The 26,408-nt window shown below is 58.6% G+C and carries 26 protein-coding genes and 1 CRISPR repeat array (1 of these 27 only partly in view); of the genes, 16 read left to right on the top strand and 10 right to left on the bottom strand.

Translation table 11 applies throughout. From position 1 onward, the window contains the following. Positions 1-3,447: direct repeats of the CRISPR family, unit length 29 nt; unit sequence CGGTTCATCCCCGCGTGCGCGGGGAGCAG (it extends 1,042 nt beyond the left edge of the window). Positions 3,448-3,530: 83 nt separating this feature from the next. The 10 genes from cas2e to ACTG27_RS03790 form a co-directional block, all read right to left on the bottom strand. Then, complete coding sequence (gene cas2e / locus ACTG27_RS03835; protein WP_064341168.1) at positions 3,531-3,824, bottom strand: type I-E CRISPR-associated endoribonuclease Cas2e; 294 nt, start codon at positions 3,822-3,824, stop codon at positions 3,531-3,533. Next, on the bottom strand, positions 3,824-4,738 hold the full coding sequence (gene cas1e, locus ACTG27_RS03830; protein WP_439979117.1) for a type I-E CRISPR-associated endonuclease Cas1e: 915 nt from the start codon (positions 4,736-4,738) through the stop codon (positions 3,824-3,826). Before cas1e ends, cas2e begins: the two co-directional genes overlap by 1 nt. After that, positions 4,738-5,364, bottom strand: coding sequence for a type I-E CRISPR-associated protein Cas6/Cse3/CasE (gene cas6e / locus ACTG27_RS03825; RefSeq protein WP_234784142.1), 627 nt, complete (start codon positions 5,362-5,364; stop codon positions 4,738-4,740). Before cas6e ends, cas1e begins: the two co-directional genes overlap by 1 nt. Continuing rightward, the gene (gene cas5e, locus ACTG27_RS03820; protein WP_064341170.1) at positions 5,355-6,002 is read right to left on the bottom strand and encodes a type I-E CRISPR-associated protein Cas5/CasD; all 648 of its coding nucleotides are present in this window, start codon (positions 6,000-6,002) and stop codon (positions 5,355-5,357) included. The genes cas6e and cas5e overlap by 10 nt, the downstream gene beginning before the upstream one ends. A 1-nt stretch (position 6,003) precedes the next feature. After that, complete coding sequence (gene cas7e / locus ACTG27_RS03815; RefSeq protein ID WP_064341171.1) at positions 6,004-7,140, bottom strand: type I-E CRISPR-associated protein Cas7/Cse4/CasC; 1,137 nt, start codon at positions 7,138-7,140, stop codon at positions 6,004-6,006. Between the two features lie 19 nt (positions 7,141-7,159). Further along, complete coding sequence (gene casB / locus ACTG27_RS03810) at positions 7,160-7,675, bottom strand: type I-E CRISPR-associated protein Cse2/CasB (protein WP_064341172.1); 516 nt, start codon at positions 7,673-7,675, stop codon at positions 7,160-7,162. Continuing rightward, positions 7,672-9,195 carry a type I-E CRISPR-associated protein Cse1/CasA gene (casA, locus tag ACTG27_RS03805; protein WP_234784143.1) on the bottom strand — a complete coding sequence of 508 codons (1,524 nt, stop codon included), beginning with the start codon at positions 9,193-9,195 and terminating at the stop codon, positions 7,672-7,674. The genes casB and casA overlap by 4 nt, the downstream gene beginning before the upstream one ends. Positions 9,196-9,209: 14 nt before the next feature. After that, on the bottom strand, positions 9,210-11,912 hold the full coding sequence (cas3, locus tag ACTG27_RS03800; RefSeq protein ID WP_439979116.1) for a CRISPR-associated helicase Cas3': 2,703 nt from the start codon (positions 11,910-11,912) through the stop codon (positions 9,210-9,212). A gap of 54 nt (positions 11,913-11,966) precedes the next feature. Beyond that, the gene (locus ACTG27_RS03795; RefSeq protein WP_064341175.1) at positions 11,967-12,953 is read right to left on the bottom strand and encodes a helix-turn-helix transcriptional regulator; all 987 of its coding nucleotides are present in this window, start codon (positions 12,951-12,953) and stop codon (positions 11,967-11,969) included. Between the two features lie 100 nt (positions 12,954-13,053). Then, positions 13,054-13,245: a DUF3283 family protein gene (locus ACTG27_RS03790; protein ID WP_064341176.1), complete on the bottom strand. Its 192-nt coding sequence runs from the start codon at positions 13,243-13,245 to the stop codon at positions 13,054-13,056. Positions 13,246-13,360: 115 nt separating this feature from the next. On the opposite strand from ACTG27_RS03790, the gene umuD reads away from it, so the two are divergent. The 16 genes from umuD (at position 13,361) to ACTG27_RS03710 (ending at position 26,251) form a co-directional block, all read left to right on the top strand. Continuing rightward, the gene (gene umuD, locus ACTG27_RS03785) at positions 13,361-13,804 is read left to right on the top strand and encodes a translesion error-prone DNA polymerase V autoproteolytic subunit (protein ID WP_025327594.1); all 444 of its coding nucleotides are present in this window, start codon (positions 13,361-13,363) and stop codon (positions 13,802-13,804) included. Further along, complete coding sequence (umuC, locus tag ACTG27_RS03780; protein WP_323968039.1) at positions 13,785-15,044, top strand: translesion error-prone DNA polymerase V subunit UmuC; 1,260 nt, start codon at positions 13,785-13,787, stop codon at positions 15,042-15,044. The genes umuD and umuC overlap by 20 nt, the downstream gene beginning before the upstream one ends. A gap of 452 nt (positions 15,045-15,496) precedes the next feature. Beyond that, positions 15,497-15,937, top strand: coding sequence for a hypothetical protein (locus tag ACTG27_RS03775; protein WP_439979115.1), 441 nt, complete (start codon positions 15,497-15,499; stop codon positions 15,935-15,937). Between the two features lie 75 nt (positions 15,938-16,012). After that, positions 16,013-16,507, top strand: coding sequence for a hypothetical protein (locus tag ACTG27_RS03770; protein ID WP_064341936.1), 495 nt, complete (start codon positions 16,013-16,015; stop codon positions 16,505-16,507). A 78-nt stretch (positions 16,508-16,585) separates the two neighbouring features. Further along, the gene (locus ACTG27_RS03765; protein ID WP_064341937.1) at positions 16,586-16,948 is read left to right on the top strand and encodes a hypothetical protein; all 363 of its coding nucleotides are present in this window, start codon (positions 16,586-16,588) and stop codon (positions 16,946-16,948) included. Continuing rightward, on the top strand, positions 16,945-17,160 hold the full coding sequence (locus ACTG27_RS03760) for a hypothetical protein (RefSeq protein ID WP_064341938.1): 216 nt from the start codon (positions 16,945-16,947) through the stop codon (positions 17,158-17,160). Before ACTG27_RS03765 ends, ACTG27_RS03760 begins: the two co-directional genes overlap by 4 nt. Further along, positions 17,160-17,495 carry a type IV toxin-antitoxin system YeeU family antitoxin gene (locus ACTG27_RS03755; protein ID WP_439979114.1) on the top strand — a complete coding sequence of 112 codons (336 nt, stop codon included), beginning with the start codon at positions 17,160-17,162 and terminating at the stop codon, positions 17,493-17,495. The genes ACTG27_RS03760 and ACTG27_RS03755 overlap by 1 nt, the downstream gene beginning before the upstream one ends. Then, positions 17,485-17,748: a hypothetical protein gene (locus ACTG27_RS03750; RefSeq protein WP_421353888.1), complete on the top strand. Its 264-nt coding sequence runs from the start codon at positions 17,485-17,487 to the stop codon at positions 17,746-17,748. The genes ACTG27_RS03755 and ACTG27_RS03750 overlap by 11 nt, the downstream gene beginning before the upstream one ends. Before the next feature lie 48 nt (positions 17,749-17,796). Next, positions 17,797-18,060 (top strand): hypothetical protein, encoded by a 264-nt coding sequence (locus ACTG27_RS03745; RefSeq protein WP_064341940.1) that lies wholly within the window; start codon positions 17,797-17,799, stop codon positions 18,058-18,060. Between the two features lies 1 nt (position 18,061). Further along, a complete protein-coding gene (locus tag ACTG27_RS03740) occupies positions 18,062-18,379 on the top strand; it encodes a hypothetical protein (RefSeq protein WP_064341941.1) in 318 nt (105 codons plus the stop codon). 256 nt (positions 18,380-18,635) lie between these two features. Then, complete coding sequence (locus ACTG27_RS03735) at positions 18,636-19,562, top strand: DNA cytosine methyltransferase (RefSeq protein WP_064341942.1); 927 nt, start codon at positions 18,636-18,638, stop codon at positions 19,560-19,562. A 173-nt stretch (positions 19,563-19,735) separates the two neighbouring features. After that, positions 19,736-21,190, top strand: coding sequence for a DNA sulfur modification protein DndB (locus tag ACTG27_RS03730; protein ID WP_439979113.1), 1,455 nt, complete (start codon positions 19,736-19,738; stop codon positions 21,188-21,190). 88 nt (positions 21,191-21,278) lie between these two features. Then, on the top strand, positions 21,279-22,526 hold the full coding sequence (locus ACTG27_RS03725; RefSeq protein ID WP_064341944.1) for an AAA family ATPase: 1,248 nt from the start codon (positions 21,279-21,281) through the stop codon (positions 22,524-22,526). Positions 22,527-22,698: 172 nt separating this feature from the next. Further along, complete coding sequence (locus tag ACTG27_RS03720; RefSeq protein ID WP_064341945.1) at positions 22,699-24,672, top strand: cobaltochelatase CobT-related protein; 1,974 nt, start codon at positions 22,699-22,701, stop codon at positions 24,670-24,672. A gap of 201 nt (positions 24,673-24,873) precedes the next feature. Next, positions 24,874-25,431, top strand: a complete 558-nt coding sequence (locus ACTG27_RS03715; protein WP_064341947.1) for a helix-turn-helix transcriptional regulator — start codon at positions 24,874-24,876, stop codon at positions 25,429-25,431. Then, a complete protein-coding gene (locus tag ACTG27_RS03710) occupies positions 25,412-26,251 on the top strand; it encodes a tyrosine-type recombinase/integrase (protein WP_064341948.1) in 840 nt (279 codons plus the stop codon). Before ACTG27_RS03715 ends, ACTG27_RS03710 begins: the two co-directional genes overlap by 20 nt. Positions 26,252-26,408 lie beyond the last annotated feature (157 nt).

The following is a 26,408-nucleotide window of genomic DNA, read 5'->3' as shown; positions in this document are numbered from 1 at the left end:
CCGGTTCATCCCCGCATGCGCGGGGAGCAGGCAAGGCCTGCGATGCAGATGGCCTTGATAACCGGTTCATCCCCGCGTGCGCGGGGAGCAGTTGCTTGGTGCTCAAAAATCGGAGCGCAAGCCCGGTTCATCCCCGCGTGCGCGGGGAGCAGTCGATCATGTAGAGGTTGTTCATCCGCCACCACGGTTCATCCCCGCGTGCGCGGGGAGCAGAGGCGTCATCCAAACACTCCCAGGCCAGCGGCCGGTTCATCCCCGCGTGCGCGGGGAGCAGTGGGTCAGCGCTGGGCGGTCGCCTGGCTTCCACGGTTCATCCCCGCGTGCGCGGGGAGCAGGAGGATCGTGCCACCTGCCACCACCTCGCGCTCGGTTCATCCCCGCGTGCGCGGGGAGCAGCAGCGCGATGGCCTGCGGGATTTTCTCGTGGTCGGTTCATCCCCGCGTGCGCGGGGAGCAGGATAACGCTCGGCGCACCGACCACACCGATCCCGGTTCATCCCCGCGTGCGCGGGGAGCAGGGCGCGATCCGCCTCAGACTGCGCACGGTCCGCGGTTCATCCCCGCGTGCGCGGGGAGCAGGGGAACCGCTTGAGCGCAATTGTGAATTCCTGCGGTTCATCCCCGCGTGCGCGGGGAGCAGGAGCGGTGCCAGTTCGAAGATCTCTTTGCCGTCGGTTCATCCCCGCGTGCGCGGGGATCAGCGCAGTTTCTTCCCCGCCACCGAGCGGGTGATCGGTTCATCCCCGCGTGCGCGGGGAGCAGTTCAGCCTGAGCGAGGAGCAGGTCAAAGCCAACGGTTCATCCCCGCGTGCGCGGGGAGCAGATAATGCTGAACGACATTATGCGCAGTTGTGGCGGTTCATCCCCGCGTGCGCGGGGAGCAGCTCAAGTTCCCGGTCTATCAGTCGGTTGGCAGCGGTTCATCCCCGCGTGCGCGGGGAGCAGACAAGTGGAATGGAACGTAACATAACAAAAAACGGTTCATCCCCGCGTGCGCGGGGAGCAGAAGCGAAGAAGGTTGAGAGGACCATCACCACGCGGTTCATCCCCGCGTGCGCGGGGAGCAGCGGATTTCTCCTGCTGGTCTGGGTACGGCTAACGGTTCATCCCCGCGTGCGCGGGGAGCAGGTAAACTGGCCGGGGACATCGCTCCCGCCATCCGGTTCATCCCCGCGTGCGCGGGGAGCAGCTATACGGTGTTATTCCGGAGCGGTTCATACACGGTTCATCCCCGCGTGCGCGGGGAGCAGATGACAGACGGAGTGATCGCCCAATGATCGGCCGGTTCATCCCCGCGTGCGCGGGGAGCAGGTTGAATCCCGGGCTGAGTTCGAGGCGCGCCGCGGTTCATCCCCGCGTGCGCGGGGAGCAGCCCCATCTGCTTTTTGCCGGACGCGAGATCATCGGTTCATCCCCGCGTGCGCGGGGAGCAGTGGCGATGATCTCATTGCCGATGATCATATTGCGGTTCATCCCCGCGTGCGCGGGGAGCAGCAGGTCATCATGGAATCAAACCAGGTGCGGTACGGTTCATCCCCGCGTGCGCGGGGAGCAGGTCCAAGCTGAACACCGACACCGGTAATATCGCGGTTCATCCCCGCGTGCGCGGGGAGCAGTGCGTGCCCCCCAGACGGTAAACCTGAATATACGGTTCATCCCCGCGTGCGCGGGGAGCAGAAGAGCCTTGTCATCATCGATGAGAGCCAGAACGGTTCATCCCCGCGTGCGCGGGGAGCAGATCAAACTCGACTTCACCGACGGTAAGGGCAACGGTTCATCCCCGCGTGCGCGGGGAGCAGGCCTTCACTTCAAAGCGTCCCGCTGCTACGTGCGGTTCATCCCCGCGTGCGCGGGGAGCAGGTAATGTTCCCCGCCCTTCTCTGGGCGACGGCTGGTTCATCCCCGCGTGCGCGGGGAGCAGGGGGTGGAGATCAGGATTGCCAAGAAGGCTGACGGTTCATCCCCGCGTGCGCGGGGAGCAGAAAAGCCAGTTAGTTGTAAGCTCGGCGAGCAACGGTTCATCCCCGCGTGCGCGGGGAGCAGTAAAAGTTAAGTCATCCCCTGAAGGGGGAGTGCGGTTCATCCCCGCGTGCGCGGGGAGCAGATAACTGCAGGGTCGTTTTTCAGTCCAATGGTCGGTTCATCCCCGCGTGCGCGGGGAGCAGGCCAATGTTCCATCCAGACTATTGGCGGTGGTCGGTTCATCCCCGCGTGCGCGGGGAGCAGTCCGGTAGCTGTTGTCACCTCCGCCGCTGTCGCGGTTCATCCCCGCGTGCGCGGGGAGCAGTGGACCGCCGAAATCGGCGGCAAGACCGCAGGCGGTTCATCCCCGCGTGCGCGGGGAGCAGGGATATCCATGCCTTCTTTACGGATGGAGTCCCGGTTCATCCCCGCGTGCGCGGGGAGCAGGCCACATGGACGCGGGGAACACGCAGGCCGAACGGTTCATCCCCGCGTGCGCGGGGAGCAGGGTGTAGTGATGAGCAAGGCCCAGGCTGAATACGGTTCATCCCCGCGTGCGCGGGGAGCAGCCAATAGAGAGCCAGCAGGCACACCCATCACCCGGTTCATCCCCGCGTGCGCGGGGAGCAGTAATTCTGACAAAAAAGACCGTAATCATTAGCCGGTTCATCCCCGCGTGCGCGGGGAGCAGAACCTTCCCGCATCCGGTGATGAGGGCGTAAACGGTTCATCCCCGCGTGCGCGGGGAGCAGAGTCTCGCCAGCGCCGCCGAATGCGTCGCCATCGGTTCATCCCCGCGTGCGCGGGGAGCAGCAGAGCTGGCGGTTACAGATTATCACCATCTGCGGTTCATCCCCGCGTGCGCGGGGAGCAGTCGGAATCTGAGACAGGAGTCCACGCCGGTCGCGGTTCATCCCCGCGTGCGCGGGGAGCAGGGCAACGACGCGAAATCACGCCGCGCTAAAAACGGTTCATCCCCGCGTGCGCGGGGAGCAGGTGTTCGGGAGCCGCCCTGATATAGTGTTCGCCGGTTCATCCCCGCGTGCGCGGGGAGCAGCGCCGCCCCGTCACCGGACAGTGCAAAATGACCGGTTCATCCCCGCGTGCGCGGGGAGCAGCGACATAGAACCCAGCTTCGATTACTGGTCTACGGTTCATCCCCGCGTGCGCGGGGAGCAGCAGCTCGCCCGCTATGCCGATGAGTAGCGACCCGGTTCATCCCCGCGTGCGCGGGGAGCAGTTATCTATGGTAAAGCGTATCAAGAAGTCTGGCGGTTCATCCCCGCGTGCGCGGGGAGCAGGCACCATGCCTAAATTCTTCTGGATGCACAACCCGGTTCATCCCCGCGTGCGCGGGGAGCAGATGTCGTTACGCGCTCGGTTCTGCGTCTCTGGCGGTTCATCCCCGCGTGCGCGGGGAGCAGATGAAGCCCCCACCAACCCACAAGCACGTTTTCGGTTCATCCCCGCGTGCGCGGGGAGCAGACTTAATGGATGTTATTGATTTAAATGGCTTTTTCAAACCATAAAAAGCTACCAACTAATCCTGATTGTTAAAGAACGATAACCTATTGATTTTCAAAGGGTAGAAATGAGACTAACCGGCAGCCATCCAAGTCCACCGGCATCCTTCTATTTGCTCCCAAGGTTTGAAAGTCAAACCCTGAGTCGTTGTTAGCAGGCCATGCCATCACGATATTGCCCTGCTCAACCAATGCCTCACACTGTTGCCAGATCATCTCTCGTGCACGGCGCGAGACATCTCCCACATACACACCTGCACGGACCTCCAGCAACCAGATAGCCAGCCGACCACGCAAACGTGGGGGCACATCTTCGGTCACGACGACCAACATGCTCATCACTGACTCCTGTGACCGGCGTCCCCCATGCCGATCGGTTCGGGAATGGCGGGCGGCTGAGCATCCTTGGGAGGCTCAGGCGGGGTGTTCCCCCCTGCAGCAAGCACCTCTTCAATTAGCGGGATCAGCTTTTCCAAGGTGCGCAGTTTGTTAAAACTGTCGCGACAAGCCAAGCGTACTGCGCGATCAGGGTTGGCATTGCCCTTAGCCGCAATCTCAAACGCCTGGGGCACCACGGTTTCAAATTTGATGATGTCGGCTATGTCGTAGACAAACGAGAGCGGCTTGCCACTATGGATAAAGCCGATGGCGGGGGCATACCCGGCAGCCAGTATGGCCGCCTCGGTGATGCCATAGAGGCAGGATGTGGCGGCGCTAATGCATTGATTGGGCAGGTCGCCCTTCTCCCAATCCTTGGGATCATAGCGCCTCCCCTGCCACTTAACCCCATATCGAGCAGCCAACAGTTTGTAGGTCTCACGCACCCTGGCCCCTTCGATCCCACGCAACTGATCTACTGAACGACGGCTGGGAGGTGGCTCGCCAAAGCGCAGCTCAAACATCTTGCGTACTACTTTGAGACGCAGCTCTTCATCCAGTGCAAGTTTGGCCTGAAAGAGTAGCCGGTCGGATCGGGCACCTCCCGGTTGACCTGCAGCATAGAGCCTCACCCCGGCCTCCCCTACCCAAACCAGCAGAGTACCAGCCATTGCTGCCAGCTTGACGGCTGCGTGAGAGACCCGAGTGCCGGGCTCTAGCATCAGACAGGCGACAGTACCAATGGGTATGTGAGTGCGTACCCCCTCTTTGTCCACCAGCACAAAGGCGCCGTCGATCACATCGAGCTGGCCATATTTAAGAAACAGCATGGCCCGGCGATCCTTGATTGGGAGTGGCTTTAGAGGGGGGAGCATCAGGCTTTTCCCAAAGAAAGCAAGCCGCAACCCAGCGACTTGGCTGGGCCGATACCGGCACACAGGGCGGCTCGCAAGACATCAGGCTCGACAACCTGCAAGTAACCCTCGAAGGTCGCAGTCAAGACACTAAGACGGCTTGTTCCCTTCCGCCCATGCTGCATCACAGAGCTACTGACCAGTGCATGGACAAGACTAAAACCGTGACGCTCTCCTTGCCGAGCAAGCCAAGCCAACTGCTCTTCCTCGCTACACAGCCCCCTGCGTTTGCCATCACGGGTTACCGTCGGATTAGCCTGCAGGCGAAAGCGATAGGAACGACCTTGTTCAAGCCATTGCTCGGGTGCAAAGCGCTTCTCTTGCACTTCCCCTTGCAGGTAGTAAGGCAGATCGCGTAACGGCCCCCAGTTCCCCTCGGTTTGCGATTGCACCAGCAGTTGAGGCTGTTGCCAATTGGCTGTTGCCTCGAGACGCCACAAGAAGCGTGCAGGCGCGGTCTCTTCGTCGGGAGCAAAAGCCCTGGCCAAGGTACGATGAAGCTCGTAGGGATTGGCCAGGTCACGACGTGCCTCCTTGCTTCTTGGGTTCAAGATCAATCGACTCAGATGCAATTGATTCAGGGACATGACACCTCCTCAGGCTCCAGTTGCTCAGTGAGCACAAAACGGGGGCCAAAGCGGCGATCTGCAAAAGGGGCTATCGGTTGATCGAGGCGAACTGTCCCTTCTGTCGCCTCCAACAACAAGCGACGCACTTGCAGACCAGCCCCCTTGATCAACTCGGGATAGTCGCGCAGAGCTTCCAGCAAAGCGCTATCTCGCACACCATCAGGCAGATACACTGGCGGTGACGGCAAACACCCCTTGCGGCCCAAGCTAAGAGGCCAATGGGGCGTTTTCAGTGCCTGATGGATTTGATCGAGCAAAGCTCGTTCCCCTTCAAAACCAACCAGAAAAGCGGCATCGCTCAAGTAGTAGCGTGGGCTGACCACGGTGCGCTTCATATCGACCTTGCCAGCCGCGTTAACGATACCGGTGGCCGTCTGATAATCGCGCAACACAACCCCTTCCCTGTCCACCCTCACCCCCATCTGAAGGGCCGCAAGATCATCGACAGACTCGCTTCGATCCCGCCCCAGGGCGGCGCAGATTAGCCCGAGCACTCCCGATTTGGAAGGCTCCAGCTGGGTGTCGCGTTCATCAAAGCGGCTAGTAGTCCCCCAAGATTGCATAGGCCCTTGCAGCCGCAGTAGCAGTGTCGGCATGTTACTCTCCCCACTGGGTCTCGACGACATCGCGTACCCAAGCAGCCAAGTCGCTTACCGAGCTGCGGGCCTGACTGTTCTCGAGCTGCCACTTGCCAGTGAGATCGATATGGGCCCAGCGATCGGTTGCATCTCCGTAGACGGGGGCCAGCTTGCTCTCGTACTCACCAAGCGCCGCCACAGACTGTTCGGTGAGGCTCTTGTCGTGGCGCGGCTGGATCGGACGCTCGAAGGCATTGGCCAGATTGAGAGGGCTTTTACGCAGGCTAACCCCGATAAACTCAGGCAGGTTGTGGGCAGCGAAGCTGTTTTGTTTGCCCGTCGGTATGGCTCGGACCATCGACTGGATCAAAGACTCAATGGCCGATGCTGTCAGCTCCTTGTCATCTTGCAGGTTCTGCAACAACTTGCTCACATCAAGCGCGGCATAGCGGTAGAAGGTAGCGGAGTTGAACTCGACCTGGCCAATCATGCCTGCACCGGTTTCGTCAGGGCCACCCACGTCATCGACAGCAGTAAAGTAGTCAAAGTCGCGCTCGACCCTGTGAGTGCTTATGGCATGGGCTACCTGACAGGCAGCATCCTGATTCACCTGAGGCAAGTCGGCCAGCATTCGGCCAAAGAGGGCAACATCCACCGCCTTGCCACCATCGAGTAGCGCCTTGGCCTGCTTGGCCAACTCAGCTGGAATGGCTGCCTTGCTCTCTTTTTTCCCCTTTTTCTCACCCGCCGCCGGAATGATAAGTGCATCCCAGTGTTCTTCTATCAGAGCGGCAAAACCGGCAATCTCGCGTTCGCCCAAAAACAGCAGATACTCGGTCTTGCCATCATCCTTGAGCTTGAGCCCTGCAGCCGCCAAGGCGGCCTCAATCTTACCGCTCGCTTCCTCCTGATCTCGATCAGCCAGTCTTTCCAGCAACAACGCCTGCAGTTTCTTGGTGCGAAGAGCACGATACTCGGTAGGGATAAGCTGCTGGTCACGGCTATAAAGACGAATGGCGCGCTTGAAACACTGACTACTGACCCGGGCACGGCGTTGGCCACCAAAGATTGCATCCTTGGGTGCTCCGGTATCATCACGGTTCAAATTGGAAGGGGCGAAGTTCTGGATCAGATGCAGTTCAACAAACAGGGTCATAGTTTCTCTCCTTGAAGATTTAGTCGTTTGAAGCGATGTGGGCTGCTACACGGTAGAAATCAGTGGCCCACCGGCGACGCAATTGATCGAGTCGATCGGGGTAGGCCGGGTTAAGCCAGTCGGTGAGATCCCAAAGCAGCCGCTGATAATCAATGGCCATACCATGGGATCTCAACAAGGTGACACAGTGGCGTAACGGCTCGGCCAAGGTCTCGCCATCACACTCAAGCAGCGCGATAAAACGCCCCTCTATGGATGGGCTTTGTTCTTGCTTGCGATAGAGAGCCCCCATCGCCTTGGCCAAGGTCGCCTCGCAATGCTCTGGATGAAGTGCAAACAGCCCCGCCACCAGGTAGTGCGACTGACGACGGGCAGAATCAGGATGCTCGTCTGCTGCGATAAAGGGCTCAACGTAGGGAAAGACGCGCGGCGCCGTGCCAGGGGCAAAGGTGAGACTGCGGCGCAGTTCGGCCAACGCCCCACGGTTGCTCTGTGCGAGTCGCTGCAGATAATCAACAAAGGGCTGATCACTCATTGAACTTCTCCTGTTTCGTTAAGGGCTGTCAGTTGCTCCCGAATGGCAAACCACAAGCGAGACTGAACCTTGGCATTGGCACGCCATACGCTGGCTCCTCCTCCCAAGCAGGTCAGTTGTGCTTCCCAAGCAGCAATAGCGGCCTCTTTCAGCACTTGCTGCCATTGCCTCTCCGCGGCATCGGGGTCTTGTTCGATAAGAGCTAGGGTCGCCATCAGGGCGCGCTCGGCGCGGGCAAAGAAGAGCGGTGTAGCGGGGCCAGCATCAAACAGGGTGCGAGCCCGGCTGCGGGTATCTTTCTGCTGACTGTCTGGCAGGGTATCCGCAATCAGCTGCACTGCGGCTCCTTTAAACGACGCAAACAGAGTCTCGGCCATCTCCAACATCAGGCGGGCCGCTCGGGACACCTCGGGTTGATCCAGCAGAGCCTGCGGCAACTCTAGCTGCTCGACTCGCCAACGCAGCAACTTGGCCTTATCGCTGGCAAGACCCGCTACCAACAGACGAAGATGCGCTTTACCCAGCGATTCGTTTAAACGGGTGGCATTCTCAATGATGGCTGCCGGGCGCGAGCCCCCATCGGGCAGCAGGGCAGGCAGATCACGCCAGAGTGCTCGCCCTTCACTAAAGGTGAGGCGCACGAGCCCATTGCTGCCCTCCCGAAAGTTAGCCATGGGATCAGGAGCGTGAGGATCTTCGTCCAATCCCTGCCCGGCGGCAAAGCGTAACCAGCGGATAGCACCATCCTCCTCTCGTTGAAACAGCACGGCGCGGGTCTGGCGGGTGAAGCGATCGTTGGGGCCAGTGACAAGTAGAGGAGGCGATTTCAGATTGGTAACAGTGAGCGCGGGTCGCTCCCAGCTCGGCAAGTCTTCATGGTCAGGCGAGGCGGGATGCAGGCTCAGGATAAGGGTCTGCGTTAGGGACTCACCCAGTGGCAAGGCGGCCGCCGTATTAGCCAGCGGGCCAGCCTTGTCGGCATCACGAAACACCTTGACCAGACCACCCGGTGTGCACTGTAAAAAACCGAGCAGGGTTCGAATGGCGTGAGCCGGTGAGATGGCGTCAGGCGCGGTGTCCACCGAGTGGTTAAACACCACAGGCGCATTGCCGCTGACGCAGGCCAGATCAATCTGTGCCCAGGGTTTGAACTTCTCGCAGGTCTCGCCCGCCGTGGCCAGCGCCGCCACCTGCATAAAGGGATGCACGGCGTGAAACAGCCAGAAACGATCGCGCCACTTTTCCAAGTAGGCGGTGATGGTCTCGGTGGGCAGCCCATGGCTAAACCAGTGGCGCAGGTCCCGTTGACCCCAGTTAGGCGTCTGTGCGTTCAGGGCTCTGTGGGTAATGGCAAGCAGCAGGCGATATTGGGCCATTAAGGAGGGGGGCGCCGTCTCTGCCAGGGCCACTATCTGCGGCGCCTGCTCAAAGAGGGCTAGCAGGCCCAGCTCCCTGACCTCTCCGCTTAGCATCCTGACCGGCAGCCAAGGCTCGTCGAGCAGATTAAAACGCATTGTCATTGTCACTCCTTTGGTTATTCCCTGTTCCGGTAGATAAGCCCCAACTCCCCATCGAGCCAAACCACTAGCCTGCCATCCAGTTGCGACCTGCCGTCGCTATCGAGCAACAGCGGGTAGCTGTAGCGAAGCAGCGGGCTCTGAGCAAAGGCTTGCACGTCGGGTTGCTGCTTGATGGCCTTAACCAGGGCTTGATTGGAGAGGTTGAGCTGGCGGGCGCAGAGTTGGCAGGCCAGTTCAGTTGAAAGCGGTGCATCGAGCGCGAAGGGCTCAGCATCAGGCGTCAAGGCCACCCCCTTGTCAGAGACAAAGAGCGGGATCACGGTGACGCTGGGTTTGCCCAGCCGGGTGCAGTTAATTAAGCCTTTGTCCTCGCCCTCCCCCTCTTCGTAACCTCTGGGCTTGTTCGAATAGGCAGTACCCGGATCTGCATCGGCCCTGATAACAATATTGCGGGCCAGCTGCCGCTGGTGTTGCTCTGCAGCCAGATAAGTGGCGTAGCTGTATTCCTCGATATATTGGCGTAGCGCCTCACTCACCGAATCGGGCAACTCCCCATCGCCATAGACGGCCTGAACCAGCCGATCGATATCCTGGGGCAGTTGCAAGCTGGTTTCGCCGAGGAGCCGCACCCAGGTCATGGCGAGCAGGTAGGGATCGTAGACAAAGCGCCAACGGGTGGTCGCCAAATCGGGTAATTCACCGGGTAAGAGTCCGGCTACTGTCAACACCGGCTGACGATGAGGCTCGGGGCGGGCTGGGCGCTGATGGCGATGCAAGCGCCCCACCCGCTGCAATAGCAGATCGACCGGGGCGAGATCGCTGATTAAAAAGTCAAAATCAATGTCCAAAGATTGCTCGACAACTTGGGTTGCCACCAACAGGGCCCGGGCCGGACGCTTCCCCTCTTTTCCAAAGGTGGAGAGCACGGCAGCTTCTCGCTGTGCCCGTTCATCGGACGGGAAACGGGCATGAAAAATCTGCAGGGTGAGATCTTCCGGCGCCTTGGCCTTGAGCAGGCTATAGAGCTGCTGCGCCCGCTCGACCGTATTGACGATGATGGCGCCGCAACCGCCGTGGGTCAGGGCCTCAAGTGCTACGCAGAGCAACTCCTCGGGTGTAGTACCGCATCCGGCCAACCGGACGGGCTCCATCATTCGGCTTTCTATCTGGTCATCCCAGTCGAGGCCCCTGTCATCGGCAAGCACCAACCGCGGATAGGCAAGCTCTGGCAGCACTGCAGGGTCAACCCGCCATGCCTTGAGCAAACCATCACGACGCTTGGTTGGCAGGGTGGCACTCATCAGGATAACTGAGCAGCCCAGGCCTTTTAGCCAGCGCAGCAGCGCTTCAATCAGCCCTTCGGTATAGGTGTCGTAGGCATGAACTTCATCGAGCACCACCACTCGATTGGCCAGCCCCCAGAGCCGCACGAAGTGATGTTTGACATTCAGCACAGAGAAGAGCGCCTGATCGATGGTGCCCACTCCATAGGGAGCGATCAGCGGTCGCTTGCGACGGGAGAACCAGCGGGCGGCTTCTACTCCCTCACTCTGCTTGCCATCGTCACCCCACACGTCCTTGAGCGCTGCCATCATCTCGTGACGAGCGGCGCCACCGTGGATCAGTTGCAGATCGGGCGCCGAACCGTGTGCAAAAGCATCCATAAACTGGCGAGCACGGGCAAACAGTGCATTGCCGGTGGCCTGGGTTGGCAAGGCCAGATAGAAGCCGCGATGGCCATTCGTACGCTGCAAGTGCAGATGCGCCATAAAGGCGAGCTCTGTCTTGCCCTCCCCCATGGGGGCCTCCACCAGCAGCAAAGCGGGCCCTTGGCTCGCTTGTAACAACTCTATACCCTGGCTCTGCAGGGCTCGTGGTATGACAGGCTTATCGGCAGCCAACATTTGGCCAAGTTGCCTATCAAGTGGGACGGGTTCTGCTAGCAAAGGTGAAAAGGAACGCCAGCCGATCGCCGTCAGCGCCTCATGAGCCAGTCTTTTGGCATGGAGGTAGTGTTGCCTGAGATCGTCGTGACGAATACCGAGGGGAAACCACTCGGGGTTAGAGCCGATCCAGTCGGAAATAGAAGTCAGCCCTGCCAGCCAATTGATGGCAGGTAGCGCCAGTTCGTCAGCGGTAATCACTCCTGATGGGGTCAGCACCTTCCAGTAGGTATCGAGCAATGCCTGCCGGGCTTGCTGCCATGCCTTATCTTCACGCAGCGGCAAGCCATCCCCAACCTCCTTTGTGGTCAACGGGTAACCGTGATGAGCTCCAACCGCCTCAGCCACATTCAGGCACCAAGGGGTCTCGGCACCTGTGTGTACCGGTAGCCATTTTTTCAAAATGGCGTTCGAGGCACAGTCATGGCGATTACTGCGCAGCGATGTACTGGCAAAGGTCAGTCCTTGAGCCTTGGCAAGTGCCTGCCCTTGCTCCCATTTGGCTTGGAATCCCGGGATGGCCTTGCCCACATCATGCAAACCAGCAAGCGTCGCCAGCCAACGGGGAGCCCCCTCAACCGACATACCAAATTGACTGGCCAGGTGTTGATGGGTAGTGGCGGGTTCAAGCTCGAGGATAGCTTCTGCTACCGCCGCGACATCTAGCATGTGAGCCAGCAAAGGGTGGCCTTGATCCTCGCCACTCTTGGCCCAGAGAACCGCAGCCTGTGGGTCTAGGTTTGAAAACAGAACAGGCTCATTTACTCCATCCATTGCGGGGTCGCCTCCGGCACTCAAGTGTGACTCTCGACTGTCATTATTCCCCTCTCACTGGCTCACCGGCTGAGCCAGTGGTGCCACTGCCTCGTGTTTTTTTAATCCGGCTTCCATGGCCGCTATCACACTCTGACGTAGTTCAAGTGGTGCAAGTACCTCAACCTCGCCACTAAAGCGCATCAGGTCGCGTACCAGTTCGCGTTGATCGGCATAGGGGAAAGTGAGACGAATATGACCGCTTGGCTCTATGGTCTGGAGCTGCTCCCGGTGCCACTGCACATCTCTGACCCAAGGGGTAGCAGATGGGTCAAAGCGCAGCTCGGCCTGTTTCAAATCAGCCCCGGCGAAGATGCCATAGCCATTTGCAAAGAGTGCATCCAGCTCTGGCGTCCCACATTCGCAGGCGGCTTCATCCAGCGATTTGGGTTCGACTATTCGACTCAAGGCAAAGAGGCGCAGGGCCTCTCGTCCATGACACCAGGCAAGCAGATACCAGTTGTCCCGATACCAGCAGAGACGCTGTGGTGATACTTGACGCTCTTCGGACTGATGTTGTGTGGGGTGATAGAGAAAGTGGAGTTGACGCCTGGAAAACAGCGTTTGTACCAGAGGTAGGAATAGCTCTGGGGACACGTATTGGCGCCCGATGCTTTCCACACGCAGGCGGTCAGCTTCATTCTGCCACTGGGGACCCAGCAAATCTCCGATACGTGCCTGCAACTGAGCCAACCCCTGCTGCTGCAGACCCGGTTGCACATCTTGCAGCAGGCGATTGGCCATCAAGAGCGCAAAGGCTTCCGATTCGGTAAGCCAGACGCCCGGCAAGGTAAATCGACCATCATCGGTATCGTAACGATAACCACGAGCGGTCGGGTCCCAGATTATTGGCGCCTGATAACGGTCTCGCAGCAATTCCAGCAGCCGTTTGAAAGTGCTGGCTGAGCACGCAAGTCGTTCGAGTATGACGGAGCGTGGAACAGGGTAACGGAAGTCCAATAGTAACTGGTGTAAGGCAAGGGCTCGGTTAAGTTGTTCCATTCTTCTGTTAAGTTATTGGTTAATAACGACTAGGCTACCACTTAAGGAATGGAAAAACCCTATCGAGTCTCACATATACGCGACCTTTAAAGACCGAGCGTTATCTTAGTTTCTTGTATTTCGCTACTTGTTCGAGGAAGTAGCGACCCAGTTCACCTTGATGTTGGTTCGCTTCGCTTTCTGCGCTGGCCAAGTGACCGTTGCGCTCCTTCCATACCGCATATGCGGCGGCCTTCTCGACCTCGACCCGCTCTTGCTGCTCTTTCGGTAGGGCACACAGATTGTGACTCATACTGACCTCTTTGTTATTTGTTGGCGCCATGGTACGCCATCACTGGCATGCGGGACTTGCGCTGGTTCAAAGGTGGTGCGCTATAATGCCTGTATATAAACACAGGTGTTTTGCCATGAAGCTGTTAACCCCAGACCCATCACCCGCCGAGGTGACCATCCCGCTGTTCTTGCACCGCGCCTCTTGCGGCTTTCCCAGCCCAGCCAGCGACTATCTGGAAGGGAAGTTGGACCTCAACACCCACTGCGTGGCGCACCCTGCAGCAACCTTCTATCTGCGTGCCGAGGGGGAGAGCATGACCGGGGTCGGCATCTTTCCCGGTGACTTGCTGGTGGTCGATAAGAGCCTCACCCCGCGCCATGGTGATGTGGTGATTGCACTACTCGATGGCGGCTTCACGGTAAAGACCTTGCAGCTCAAGCCGAGGTTGCGGCTGTTGCCAGCCAATCCGGCGTTCGCGCCTATCGACCCTTGTATGAGCCTCTCCCTGGAGTTGTTCGGAGTGGTCACCCATGTGATTGGCAATCTGAGGCAGCGTGATGGCTATAGCGCTCGTTGATGTAAACAACTTCTACGCCAGCTGTGAGCGGCTGTTTCGCCCTGAGCTGCGTGGCCGCCCGATCGTGGTGCTCTCCAACAACGATGGATGCGTGGTGTCGCGCAGCCCCGAAGCCAAGGCGATGGGTATCAAGATGGCCGGGCCCTACTTCAAGATCCGCGAGCAGTTCGAGGCGCATGGCGGTGTGGCATTCAGCTCCAACTACGCGCTCTACGGCGATATGTCTGGCAGGGTGATGAGCACGTTGGAGACCATGGCCCCCGAGCTGGAGGTCTACTCCATCGATGAAGCATTCCTGTCACTGTCGGAGTCGTTTGCCGGGGACCTGACAGCCTATGGGCAACAGATCCGGCAGCGAGTGTGGCAGTGGACCGGCCTAACGGTAGGGGTCGGGATCGGCCCCACCAAGACCCTCGCCAAGCTGGCAAACTATGCAGCCAAGAAGTGGCCTGCCACGGGCGGCGTCGTGGACTTGCGTGACGAGCTGCGCCGTGCCCGGCTGATGGCTATCACTCCGGTGGACGAGGTGTGGGGCATAGGACGGCGCTTGGGAGCCAAGTTGGTGGCACAAGGCATCAACACCGTGGCTGACCTGGTGGCTAGCGATGCCAAAGGGTTACGCGCCCAATACGGCGTGGTGGTCGAGCGGATCGTACAGGAGCTGCGTGGCCTGCCTTGTGCAGAGCTGACAGTTGAACCGACGGCGAAGCAGCAGATCCTCTCGAGCCGTTCCTTTGGTGAGCGCGTGACTGACCGTGGAGAAATGGCCCAAGCGTTGTCAGGCTTTATGGCTCGCGCAGCCGAGAAGCTGCGGGCCGAGGGGATGTGTTGCCAGCGGGTGCACCTGTTCGTGCGAACTAGCCCCTTTGACGAACGAGCGCCTTACTACAGTGAGCAGGCTGGCGTCCGGCTGGTCTGCCCTAGCGATGACACCCGGTTGCTGCTGCAGCAAGTGAACGTGCTGCTAGCGCAGATTTGGCGCGACGGTTACCGCTATCAGAAGGGGGGCGTCATGCTGAGTGAGTTCACTCCCAAGGGGCAGCAACAGGCAGACCTGTTTGCCCCGTCCTCCGCTCAATCGGACGCGCTGATGGCAGTGATGGACCAGATCAAAGCCAAGGGATTGGGGCGCGTAGGCTTTGCCAGCCAAGGCACGGGGTCGCCTGAGTGGATGATGCGACAAGAGCACCTGAGCCCCTGCTATACCACCCGCTGGGAGGACCTGCCGGTGGCGAGGTAACCAAAGCACAATGAGGCCGCTACTTGGCCGCAATAGGACGTTTTGGAAAAGTGCTGCGAATGTAAGCGGGGCCCGGTGACGACTTCTAACTGCGCGGCGGCGGGGTCGTCCTCCCCCCCCCTCCTTTTTTCCGACCCTCCCCCCCCCCCCCCTTTTTTGTGTTCGCGAGCTTCTTTTTTCTTTTATCGGGCCCAACCTATCGTTAACCAATTGATTATAAAGACCAATGCGTTTCCTATCATAGGAAACACACCCTCTCTCAATGATGGCTTTTATCTATTGAAATCAAGAGATTCAACGCTATTTTCGATATTACCCCACCCCACAAATAGCCCCATACAGATCCCCATAACTTAGCGAACTGCCTGACTACCCCCTAAAGGGGGTATTAAATCTTGGGGCGACCGGCTCGGATTCCCCGACCGGAGTTCACTTCGATCAAGGAGATCGCCATGAACACCGTCGCTACTACCGCTATGACTGCCCAAGAACTCCACGCTGCCATCGTAGATGGCAAGGTCTCCGTCACCGAGGCCAAGGCCGTACTTCGTGCCCGTATCGCCAAGGCCGAGGCCGAAGGCCGCAAGCCACGCGCTCCGAGCGTCCAACTCCTGAAGGAGTTGGAAGACCTCAAGCCACGCGCCAAGCCAACGGCAGCTACGCTGCCCAATCCCGTGGACGCCCTCAAGGCAGCCAAGCCAGCCAAGCCTGCGAAGCAGCCGCAACCTGCGAAGCAGGCACCGGCCAAGCCTGCGGCCAAGGCCGCTGACGCCAACGCATCCGCGTTGAGCAACGACCAGTTGCTCGACCTGCTCCGCGAACGCGCCGCGTCAGACAAGTCCTTCCTGTCCAGCGTTGGGATGCTGTTCGTTGAACTCACCCAAGCCAAGTAACGAAGCGGCCCCTAAAGGGGCCGTTAACTCTTTGGGCGGCCATTCGGTCGCCCTTTTTCATTTGGAGAAAACGCCATGCGTCACATCGTCAACGCCCACTGGATGGGCCTTTCGTTCACAAAGACTGCCACCAACAGTGGCGACAGCCTCGCCAGCGTCTTGACCGAGGCTTACGAGTGGGCCGACTGGGCCGCCCAAGAAACGGGCGTACCCATAGGCGAACAAGACATCGTTGAAGTCACCACCACCCACGAATACACCGGCCCTCACGCGACAGCGTGGGGGCTTTTTTTATGCCCAAACCAAAAGGTACACACCATGAGCCTCTTCGCACTCAACATGATCGCACTGTCCATGATCGCCCTGACCTGCATCGTTGCCCCGTTCAACGCACATGCTGCCGAGCTGCCACCGCAGCCCACGGCTGCACCCATGATTGGCCATCTTGAACCAGTGCAACCGACACCCGTTGAGCGTCCAGACCAACCCGAGATCGTCCTCGATATGGTTGCGCTCAATGAATCCATCGTGAGTGAGGCACTGGCAACCATCAAGGATGCCAAGCAATAACGCGAGAGATAACGCTCACACATCCCCCGTGAGGCAGCCCTAATGTGGCTGCCTTTTTTCGTTTCAAGGAGAAACAACATGATCGAGTTCAACGATTCATTCAGCCAAGCCGCAGTAGCCGAAGCCCTGCGAGCACACGAAAGCCTGCAAGAGATCGTCAACCGCAACCTGATGGTGCGTGGTTGGGAGTACGACTATGACGAGACCGGCAAGCGCACCAGTCCACCGCACATCAAGCCCGTGCCAACGATGCACAAGACCACGCTGTACGTGAACCCGAGCGACATGAGGGACAACCTGCCCCGTGAGATTGGCTTTGCGTGGTGGGAGCGCCAGTGCAACGAGCATGGCTACCCCGTTGGCGAGTGGAAGCGAACCATCGTGGGTGCCTACTTCAACCACGGCACCAATGAGCAACCGAACTGGGGGAGCCACACATGAAAGTCAGAGTCACCGCCCGCTTCAAGGGCAAGGTCATCGAGACCGCAGTGATGTCAATCGAGGCGCTGATAGAGCGCCTTATTGATGCCAACGAGGTGGCCAAGTGCATGGGTATCCGTGAGCAACTGGCCGACTACAACAAGACAAGCGTGGTGCGCTTTACCCAGTGCGTAAGGGGCAGGCGCTACACCATGACAGCGAGGAAAGAGTGATGAGCATCTTCGAGGGACACACATGGGGACTGGGCACCCAGAACCTGCCCAAGCTGGGGGCTCGGGCCATCCTGCATCGGGGAAACGTGGACTTCCTGGGCGACCGTGCCGGTGTCTACGGTGAGCCAAGTGAAGAGTGGCGGGCCGAGTGCGACAAGGTGTTGTGGCACTTCATCAAGGAGCTGACCGCCATGGCCAAGGCATACCAGATATGCACCGACATGGACGAGGTATTCCGCCTCGAACACAAGGGCTGGGTGTGTGAGGCCAGCCCAAGGCGTAGCTATGGCTACCTCTACATCGACATCTACAAGGAGGCCAACGATGGAGCGTGAAGAAGCACTCAACGCAATGCGTGAGCATGTAGCCGAGTTCATCCAGTTGGAACTGACCGACAAGCTGGAGGCGCAGCTAACCAAGTTACTGGACAGCGGCGCGATTGATACCAGCCAGTGGGATGGAGTGAATCTGGTGATCCCCCGCACTGTGACCGCCGCCTTGTTGAGTGAAGCGGCGAGCCGTGTGTTGTGGCACAGCCAAGAGAGGAAGTACCAAGCCGAAGTCCAGAACCTACGCAGCTTCCTCTAACCCAACGCCCCGCTACTTAGCGGGGTTTCTGTTTCAAGGAGATACAACATGGCCAAGATAACCTTTCGCGCCAAGGTGAATGACGGGTACGTGAAGATCCCCAAGCTGGGCCGTCAGCACTGCGACATGAATGCGTTCCACTATCACCCACGTTACGGGGCATACAGCAACTCAACGCTGTTCCCGCAGTTGCTGGCCCGCATTGCCAGCGACCTGACCAAGGGCACCGGCCACCTTAACGTAGCCAAGCTGCCCGCCAACGTGGAAGTGGACACATCCAAGTTCCTCGCCACCGTAACCATCGAGGTGTGACATGAAGCGAGTCACCATCAACAGCGTGAATGCCAAGACCGGTGAGCCCATGACAGTCACCGGCCTGCCCGCAAGGCTGGTCGTTCAAGGCGAGCTGCTGTACTGCATCGTCAACGATGGGACGCTTACCCACTATGCCAGTGGGCGGGCAATCACCACCAACGTGAACAGCGCCAAGTACCAGCTGCTCTACCACTTCCGACACCAGCGGGTGAGTACCAAGCAAGCGGCGCAGTATGCGTTAGACCTCGTTGTCGAGCGGGTCGGGCTGGCCAAGTTCAAAGAGACCATCGCCAGCGCCCCCGTCATCAACCACTAAGGGGTGTGACATGAAGGTATTCAACCACTCGGCGTTGCTGATGGAGCCAGCAACACAACGGGTATGCCCACGCTGCAAGGGATTCGGCGGGGTGAATCGTGATGATGGCCCGTGTCCCTTGTGCAAGGGGCATGGCCGCTTGTGGATCAGCGCATCCGGTTGGACGAGACCCCTGCACAGCAGGGCTACAGCCAGCCAACTCTACTAACCCCAACGCCCCTCACATGAGGGGCTTTTTGTTTCACGGAGAAACATCATGTTCAAACCAACTGTTCACTCTTACTTCTCAGGCGCTGGCCTGATGGACACCGGCCTGATCTTCGGTGGCCTGCCCATCGCCCGCTCGTTCGAGTTAGATCCGCTGGCCTGCAAGGTGCAGGCTGCCAACCTTGGCGACCACGTTGAGAACGTGGACGTGACCCAGCTGTGTGTGACTGGCCAAGGTGAGGCGGATGTCATCATCGGCACCTACCCATGCACCAAGTACAGCAACATTGCCGACATCAAGGGCACCCGCACGGGTGACGACTTGTTCCTCCACTTCTTCCGCCACATTGCGTTGATGCGGCCCGAGGTGTACGTGGTCGAGAACGTACCTGGGATGACCAAGTTTCCGGTGGTCATGGAAGCAATGACCCAGTTGCCGGACTACTACGTGACCACGTTCAACCCAGTGCGGGCCGAGCACATGGTTCCCCAACGCCGTGACCGGCTGATCATCATGGGCAGTCGCCGCCCGTTCACATGGAATGCCCCCGACAAGGGCAAGGTGCCAAGCCTGATGTCGCTGTTAGAACGTGACCCCGAGATAGTCATCCCGCCCTCGGTCTATGCCCGCCTCAACGGGCAGTATCGTGACAAGCCCATCATTAGCGACCCCTTTAAGGGTGACATCGCACCCACCTGTCTAGCCCACTACGCCAAGGACAAGGGCACCCGTCTGGTGATAGACCCAGTGACCCGCAAGCCGCGTCCTTACACGGTTCGTGAGTACGCAAGGTTGATGGGGCTGCCCGACTTCTTCACCTTTGACGCACCCGATAGCGATGCCTATCGCATGATTGGCAACGGCGTTGTGTTCCACAAGGGCGTGTGGGTGGCGAATGAGATCGTGAGGTATTTTTCTCACTCCCATCGACAATCAAGACCACTCACAAGAGCGGCTTCACATCAGAACGTCTGAAAGATACCCCTTGGTTTTCTCTGACACCTTCTCATTAACTTTCTCACGCTTCATTCGCGCAAAAAAAGAGACCCTAAAGGGTCTCTTAAATCTTGGGCTGACCAATCCGGTCGGCCTTTTTAATGGGGCCGGTTCCTTTGGGGACTGGCCCTTTTCACATCTGGAGAAATGCTATGAACGCAAAAGTAGAAACCACCCTGTACGCCAACATCACCGACCTGTTCGAGCTGCTCAAGGACTTCAACAAGGCCAAGGTCAGACTGACCGGTCGGGGTGCCACCAAGGATGTCATGGGCTGGAGCCGCACGGCGAGTGAGCACGTTTGCTTTGGCTCGGTGACAGGGCGCACCACCGAGCAGAGCTTGCGTATGCACCTGTCGAACCTGCTGAACGAGGACATCGACCACCTCAAGCAGGAAGTGGCGCAGAAGGGCTATGACGCCGTGCTGTCCACCGTCAAGGCGAACCTCTTGGTGTTCAAGGGGCAAGCCAAGCACACCGCCCTGGGTCAGTTGGACGAGCTGCAATCCAAGAGCTTTATGGAGGCAGTGGGCGCACTTCCGCAGCCGACTGAGGGGGTGAGCGAAGCGAACGCCCCGAAGGAGGCGGAGGCCAAGGGGGACGAGTGGGTATTCAACGTGCCCGCCTTGCGTGGGTTGCAGGGTGGCCGTGCTTACTACGCCGTGACCATGCCCTATCGGGTACTCGCCCGCCTGTTGCAGATCCAGACCGGCTTTGCCGCTATCGAGCGAGCCCAACGTGAAGTGAACAAGTCTCGGGTGACTGACCTTGTGGACTACATGGGCCAAGCAGGATACGCCCTGCCAGCCCTGACTGGGTGTGTCGAGGGTAAGGCCGAGTTTACCGGCGACCACATGGGCACACTCGCCATCGACATGGGAGCCAAGATCTTGCTGGCTGATGGCCAACATCGGGCGAGTGCCATCGTCAACAAGGTGGAGGCTGATGCCGCGCTTGCGGGTGAGTCAGTAATCATCCAGTTGTATACCGGCCTCACCTTGGACGAACGGCAGCAGCTGTTCTCTGACCTCAACAGCAAGGCGGTCAAGCCGAACGCCTCGATCAACAACCTCTACAACCACCGCAAGGATGGCAGCCAAGTGGCTCGGGCCGTGGCCAACGCCGTGTTCCCTGGGCTTATCGACTTCGAGCGCACCACCTGTGGTGGCCGCAGTGAGTACCTGTACCCGTTCAAGACGCTCATTGATGCCAACAACGTGCTGATGAACAAGCGTGATGGTGAAGCGTGGCAGGAGGAAGAGAAGGTTGATGCCCTCAAGATCTGGGCGTTGATCATGAAGCGGGTGCCGGTCACAACCGCAGCCGGTTCAGGGGATAACGTGGCCAAGCTGCGTGAAGGCTCGGTGCTCGGCACTGCCGTGGGCCTGATGGTGCTGGTCTGGGTAGCCAAGGTGCTGATGGAACAGGAGGGATTGAACGGGCTCACTCACCTGCGTAAAGCCGACTGGGACAAGGGTTGGTTCGGTTGGCAGGGCAACGTGATGTTGGGGGCCAAGATGATTAAGAACGGCAGCAGTATCAAGGATGGTGCCCGCGCCGTGTTAAGCCTGCTTGATATGCCTGTTACGGGTGTGTCCGGTAATTGACGATACCCCAAGTCATTTTTGTTGCCTTTCAAAGGGTCAAAGAGTTTTCAACATTGGTCGGATCATTTACGGATGTGAGGAAAGCCGCATGACAACCTCAAATGAATCAAAAAAAGAACCAGCCGCCGTCGCCTCGTTAATCATTGAAGCCAGCAAGCACGTCAACAAATCGTGGCAGGAGCTGGCCCACTTGGCGTCCAACTGGATGGTTGCCCAAGGGCTGGAGACACCGATAAGCCAGCAGGATCTCGCCTCGCTGGCAGCTTGCATGATGTTCACCGGCAAGCCCAAAGCCCCAGACGCTGGCGACCGTGACTCGTTCTTCGAGTTCATCGGTGTGAAGCAGAAGCCCAAGGAGGACTTGGGCGCTGGGGTGGCGGTGGAGATAGACGGGTGCAAGGGTATGCTGCGTTACCGTCTGGCCAAGGACATGTTCGATACCACGCTACGTGTCCCGATACCCACCATTGAATGGGCTGACCAAGCCCCGCACTCCGTCCCCCAGATCAATCCCTTCTACGAAGTCACCCCCGTCTTTCACGATGTCTTGACCGCCATGGCTATGGGCTTTCGCTCATGGCTGTTCGGTCATACCGGCACCGGAAAGACGGCGGCTATCAGGGAGATCTGCGCACGGTGCAGCTTGCCGCTGGTGCGGATCAACTTCGATTCGGAAATGACCCGTGCTGACCTCGTTGGCAAGACCGAGTTGCTCAACGATGGCGGCACGACCGTGAGCCGGTTCATTGAGGGTGTGCTGCCCCGTGCTCTCCCGCACGTTGGGGTAGTGCTGCTCGATGAACTGGACTTCATCCGGCCCGACCTCGCCTACGTCATGCAGGCGGTGCTGGAGGGGGATGAACTGGTACTGACCGGTGATAACGGTCGCCGTGTACCGGTGCATCCGCAGTGCTGGATAGTGGCCGCAGCGAATACCTGTGGCCAAGGTGATGATGTCGGCCTGTACCGAGGGGCGCGTGAGCAATCCGCCGCATTCCTCAACCGGTTCCAGACCTTCATCGAGTTTGAATACATGGAGTGGCCCAAGGAGGCGGCCTTGCTGGAGCGTGAGACCAGCCTGCCTACCCACATCTGCGAGAAGCTGTGCCTGTATGCCAAGGAGCATCGGGAAGCGTTCGGCAGGCGTGAGGTGCTCACTCCGATCTCGTACCGCCAGTTGGTCACGATGGCCAACCGGATGATGTTCATGTCACGACATGCAGGCGTCTTGCCACAGGACGGAGTATGGGAGGCCATGGAGTTGGTGGTCTTCAATGCCATGCCTGCACATGAGCGCGTCAAGATGACGGGCATCGCACAACGGTTAAGCATCTAAGGAGGATGTGATGGGTTAAAGCGACATTTCTAACCTGCCCGTGTGGCCGGTCATCCTTCGACTGGGGGGACGGGTACTACACCCGTTCCATTGGTAAGGCGAAACGAATGTAACCGAGCGGTAGCAACGGGGGCCAAGGCGGCCCCCTTTTTTATGTCATGGAGATATGAAAATGAACTCGACCGATCTGGTAATTGAGTGCAACGCGATAGCCCGCGTGTTGGGCAGATCGCAGGTGCGCGTAGAGTTTGCAGGGAGTGAGGCGTGGAATGACGGCTCCCTGATCCGCCTGCCCGAGATAGCTGCGGGCAAGGTAAGTGACGACAAGGTAGCGATGATGCGTGGCTATACCGACCATGAGACTGCGCACTCGCTGTTTACTGACTTTGTGTTTTTCCGGCAACACGACAAGACCAAGGCCGACCAGATCAACTATCTGGAAGACCCACGGATCGAGGCGGCCTACCAGCAGCAGTACCCTGGGGCGTGGAGTAGCTTGAACGCCATGCGTCATGTGTCGGCGCAACTCCAGCTTGATGCACTGGCCAAGGTGCCGCCGCATCTGCTCGACTGGGGGCGGCTGATCTTCGGGGCGGTCAAGTGGACGGCCTCCCAGATGATGGGCCACGGTGGTGACGTACAGCGGGAGCTGGTTGCCATGATACCGGAGCACTACCGGCCACTGGCCAGCGAGTTTGCGACCCGCTCGATGGCGGCCAAGAGTACCCAAGAGATAGCGGCGCTCGTTGACGAACTGTGTGAGCGGTTCAAACAGGAGCAAGCCAAAGAGCCACAGAAAGCGCCTGAGCAGGAGCAGGAGCCAAGCGAAGGGGATGACAAGGACGAGGGCGAGGATGGGCAGGAAGGGCAGCCCAAGGGCGTTGGTGAGGACGGAGAAGGTGACGAGGGCCAAGAGGATGGCGGGGCGTCTGGTGGCCAAGGAGAACAGCAAGCGCCGCTCATTGACGAGGCGGCCATCCTGAGCGGCATGGCCAGCCGTGAGGTGGGCTTGCCCAAGTTCAACCTCCAGCTGTTCGAGTACAAGCACGATGACGCCCACATCTGCGGCGTAGCCTTCTCGGCCAAGGAGAAGGTCGCCATCAGTCCGATGGGTTCCCATGCCAAGAGCATCCTCAAACGTGCGCTGATAGGCGTTGATGACAGTCGCTGGCTGGGTGGCCGTGTCCATGGCTTGCTCGATGCCAACGACTTGGTGCGGGCCTACCAAGGCGAGGATGACGTTTACCGGCAGCGCACCAAAGACCCCGAGCTTGATACCGCCGTCACCCTGCTGATCGACATGAGTTCCAGCATGAGGGGCGAACGGATTGAGTGGGCCACCAAGACGGCGTTGATGCTGGGTGATGCGCTCGACTCGCTGGGTGTGCCACTGTCGATCCTGGGTCACACCACCATGGCCCTGCACAACTACGCCATCTACCCCAAGGCCGATGTGGATCAGGTGTTCGCATTTGCCAACGACAACCGCCACCCCCAACTGTCCTGCTTCAAGTTCCAGAACGCCGACCAGACCGGACGGAAGTTGAAGGGCGGACGCTCGGGCAAGGTGGTTGAGAGGCTGGCCATCAAGGCGTATGAGCGTTACCGGCTGGGCCACTCACTCAACGCGGACGAGGTGTACGGCCTCGGCTGCGCGTTGACGAGTGCCCCAGGGTATATCTCATCCGACCCGTTGGTGATGTTTAATTTGTTAGGGTTCGGGATGAGGATCAGAAACGCCCGTGATGTGATCGAAAGGTTGCCCTATTTAGTGGGTGTGTACGGAGCCAATAACATCGACAACCGTGCTATTGAGTTTGCTGTCAATCAGATTGGGAAGTGTAAACAGAAGCGTAAAATAATTTTAATGTTGTGTGATGGCATTCCATATGCGCGTGGGGCACTTTCTAACTTATTGAATTCCTGTACCCATAACACCCTAGCTAATGTGTCGACCCTTGGTATCAAGGTGATCACTTTCGGCTTTGGTTCAACAAGTGTTAAAGGATGTACCCATTATGATGTAACATCAGGCTCAATCGGGCAGATAGAAAAAACAGTCCTTTTTGTTGTCAATGAAGTGCTAAAAACATCATACCCTCGCCATTCCCCGAGCAGAACTGGTGCAGTGGAGACAACCATATGAAAGCTAGACCGGCATATAGGATTAGGTTGAACTGGATTAGGATGGCTCCTGCACACAGAAAAAGTCTCGTTAAGAACCCAAACTGGTGGGTGCTTGTCGCCCAGCGGGTGAAGTCAGGCGTGAAAATCGAGGATGCTATCAGCCAAGTGGAGAGTGAGTGCGAGGCTAGACTCGCGGCTCGCAAGGCAAATGGAGATTAATATGGATAGTTTAGAGATTGAGCGGATCTTGCATCAGTTTCAAGGCCTGGAGCTACAGAACCGCATTTTGGAAAAGAAGTTTAATAACTTACAAAACGAACATCAGAAGACACTTGATGTAATCGAATCGCTTAAATCGAACCTCTCTGAATTACAACTGCAACTTGCATCATTTGGTATTGCACCATCGCACGACAATGAATCGCTACGAGAACTCAGCGACCTGACTCCACGCCAACACGTTATCCTTCAATTATTTATTGAAGGATTTAACTACGACCAGATGGCTCAACGGATCGGGGTCTCGATTAATACAATCAAGACTCAAGCCAAGGCTATCCGCACCAAGTGGGGCGTGGACAACCGATCCGACCTGATATTCAAGGCCCGCCGTGCCATCGGTAGCGTGGCTGACAATGTGTATGTCGAGATCAGTGGTGGGTTGCCGAAGAACTGGGGTGAAGAGTTCGCTCACCTAGCCAAGGATGCAGACCCACATAACGTGTTGTACCGGCCAAGTAAGGGAAGAGGTGCTGGACATGAAGACGAAGAAGATTGATGGCAAAGAGTTGGCGACCATGAAGGACGCCGCCCTTTGCTACCTATCCGATAAGGAACGGTCAAGATCGACCACTCATATCGTCTCGAAGCTGGCCCCTTTTTGGGGCCAGTTTCGTTTGGTCGATGTGAACCAGCGGACGATGGATGACTACGCCAAGGGGCTGGTCGGGATGGCCCAAGCAACCAAGGCGCGGATGTGCAGGCAGGCCCGCACGGTCTACCTGTACGGGTGCCGTGAGTTTGACCTCGCGCCCAAGGGGATCAAGGTGCCGACCGAGGGCAAGCACTGCGCCGAATTTCTGACCAAGCCTGAACTGGCCAAGTTGTTGGAGGGGCTGACGGATGAAGCCAGGGCCATTGCGACCTTCATGGTCTATACCGGCGCACGGTATTGCGAGGCCCGACTGGTAGAGGTGGATGACCTCAAGCAGATGGGCACGGCGTTGATGTGCCGATTACGCCACAGGAAGGGCAGCGAGACGCTTTGGCGCGAACGCTGGGTGCCGGTGCATCCGAAGGTACAGGAAGAGATTAAGCAGCACGGTAGCGTCTCTGGTGCGCTCTGGCGCAATGGCCAAGGGAACCGCTGGCACAAGGACGCGACTGCGCTACGCAAGCAGATGAAGCGGGTAGCGGCCAAGCTCGGGTTCGAGGCTCGGCCCCATGTACTGCGGCATACCTTCGGGACGCTACTGGCCAACGAGGGGGGAGACCTGCGGATACTGGCGGAACTGATGGGCCATGCCAGCTTGCAGCAGACCCGAACCTACATCAATGCAGGGAATCAGGAGGCCGCCGCGCTGGTCGGGAAATTGTGATGCTTTTAGATATTGGAATCACCCAACTAGATAGGGAGGGCTAGTTTGGATAAAGCAAGATAAGCTCAGATATGGTATGTTATGTTTTGCCATTACCCCTCAATCACTTATCGAACGCCCTTATATTCTCTGGTATAAAGGTGCCTCTTTTTTGACA

This window comes from Aeromonas sp. 97A (assembly GCF_051919185.1).
Classification (GTDB): Bacteria; Pseudomonadota; Gammaproteobacteria; order Enterobacterales; family Aeromonadaceae; genus Aeromonas; species Aeromonas veronii.
The sequence above is the reverse complement of the archived record's forward strand: the minus strand, read 5'-3'. Positions and strand labels throughout refer to the sequence as shown.

Excerpts from the sequence above, each read along its gene's own strand:
- cas2e (WP_064341168.1), bottom strand. The coding sequence starts at position 3,824 with ATGAGCATGTTGGTCGTCGTGACCGAAGATGTGCCCCCACGTTTGCGT.
- cas1e (WP_439979117.1), bottom strand. The coding sequence starts at position 4,738 with ATGCTCCCCCCTCTAAAGCCACTCCCAATCAAGGATCGCCGGGCCATG.
- cas6e (WP_234784142.1), bottom strand. The coding sequence starts at position 5,364 with ATGTCCCTGAATCAATTGCATCTGAGTCGATTGATCTTGAACCCAAGA.
- cas5e (WP_064341170.1), bottom strand. The coding sequence starts at position 6,002 with ATGCCGACACTGCTACTGCGGCTGCAAGGGCCTATGCAATCTTGGGGG.
- cas7e (WP_064341171.1), bottom strand. The coding sequence starts at position 7,140 with ATGACCCTGTTTGTTGAACTGCATCTGATCCAGAACTTCGCCCCTTCC.
- casB (WP_064341172.1), bottom strand. The coding sequence starts at position 7,675 with ATGAGTGATCAGCCCTTTGTTGATTATCTGCAGCGACTCGCACAGAGC.
- casA (WP_234784143.1), bottom strand. The coding sequence starts at position 9,195 with ATGACAATGCGTTTTAATCTGCTCGACGAGCCTTGGCTGCCGGTCAGG.
- cas3 (WP_439979116.1), bottom strand. The coding sequence starts at position 11,912 with ATGGATGGAGTAAATGAGCCTGTTCTGTTTTCAAACCTAGACCCACAG.
- ACTG27_RS03795 (WP_064341175.1), bottom strand. The coding sequence starts at position 12,953 with ATGGAACAACTTAACCGAGCCCTTGCCTTACACCAGTTACTATTGGAC.
- ACTG27_RS03790 (WP_064341176.1), bottom strand. The coding sequence starts at position 13,245 with ATGAGTCACAATCTGTGTGCCCTACCGAAAGAGCAGCAAGAGCGGGTC.
- umuD (WP_025327594.1), top strand. The coding sequence starts at position 13,361 with ATGAAGCTGTTAACCCCAGACCCATCACCCGCCGAGGTGACCATCCCG.
- umuC (WP_323968039.1), top strand. The coding sequence starts at position 13,785 with ATGGCTATAGCGCTCGTTGATGTAAACAACTTCTACGCCAGCTGTGAG.
- ACTG27_RS03775 (WP_439979115.1), top strand. The coding sequence starts at position 15,497 with ATGAACACCGTCGCTACTACCGCTATGACTGCCCAAGAACTCCACGCT.
- ACTG27_RS03770 (WP_064341936.1), top strand. The coding sequence starts at position 16,013 with ATGCGTCACATCGTCAACGCCCACTGGATGGGCCTTTCGTTCACAAAG.
- ACTG27_RS03765 (WP_064341937.1), top strand. The coding sequence starts at position 16,586 with ATGATCGAGTTCAACGATTCATTCAGCCAAGCCGCAGTAGCCGAAGCC.
- ACTG27_RS03760 (WP_064341938.1), top strand. The coding sequence starts at position 16,945 with ATGAAAGTCAGAGTCACCGCCCGCTTCAAGGGCAAGGTCATCGAGACC.
- ACTG27_RS03755 (WP_439979114.1), top strand. The coding sequence starts at position 17,160 with ATGAGCATCTTCGAGGGACACACATGGGGACTGGGCACCCAGAACCTG.
- ACTG27_RS03750 (WP_421353888.1), top strand. The coding sequence starts at position 17,485 with ATGGAGCGTGAAGAAGCACTCAACGCAATGCGTGAGCATGTAGCCGAG.
- ACTG27_RS03745 (WP_064341940.1), top strand. The coding sequence starts at position 17,797 with ATGGCCAAGATAACCTTTCGCGCCAAGGTGAATGACGGGTACGTGAAG.
- ACTG27_RS03740 (WP_064341941.1), top strand. The coding sequence starts at position 18,062 with ATGAAGCGAGTCACCATCAACAGCGTGAATGCCAAGACCGGTGAGCCC.
- ACTG27_RS03735 (WP_064341942.1), top strand. The coding sequence starts at position 18,636 with ATGTTCAAACCAACTGTTCACTCTTACTTCTCAGGCGCTGGCCTGATG.
- ACTG27_RS03730 (WP_439979113.1), top strand. The coding sequence starts at position 19,736 with ATGAACGCAAAAGTAGAAACCACCCTGTACGCCAACATCACCGACCTG.
- ACTG27_RS03725 (WP_064341944.1), top strand. The coding sequence starts at position 21,279 with ATGACAACCTCAAATGAATCAAAAAAAGAACCAGCCGCCGTCGCCTCG.
- ACTG27_RS03720 (WP_064341945.1), top strand. The coding sequence starts at position 22,699 with ATGAACTCGACCGATCTGGTAATTGAGTGCAACGCGATAGCCCGCGTG.
- ACTG27_RS03715 (WP_064341947.1), top strand. The coding sequence starts at position 24,874 with ATGGATAGTTTAGAGATTGAGCGGATCTTGCATCAGTTTCAAGGCCTG.
- ACTG27_RS03710 (WP_064341948.1), top strand. The coding sequence starts at position 25,412 with ATGAAGACGAAGAAGATTGATGGCAAAGAGTTGGCGACCATGAAGGAC.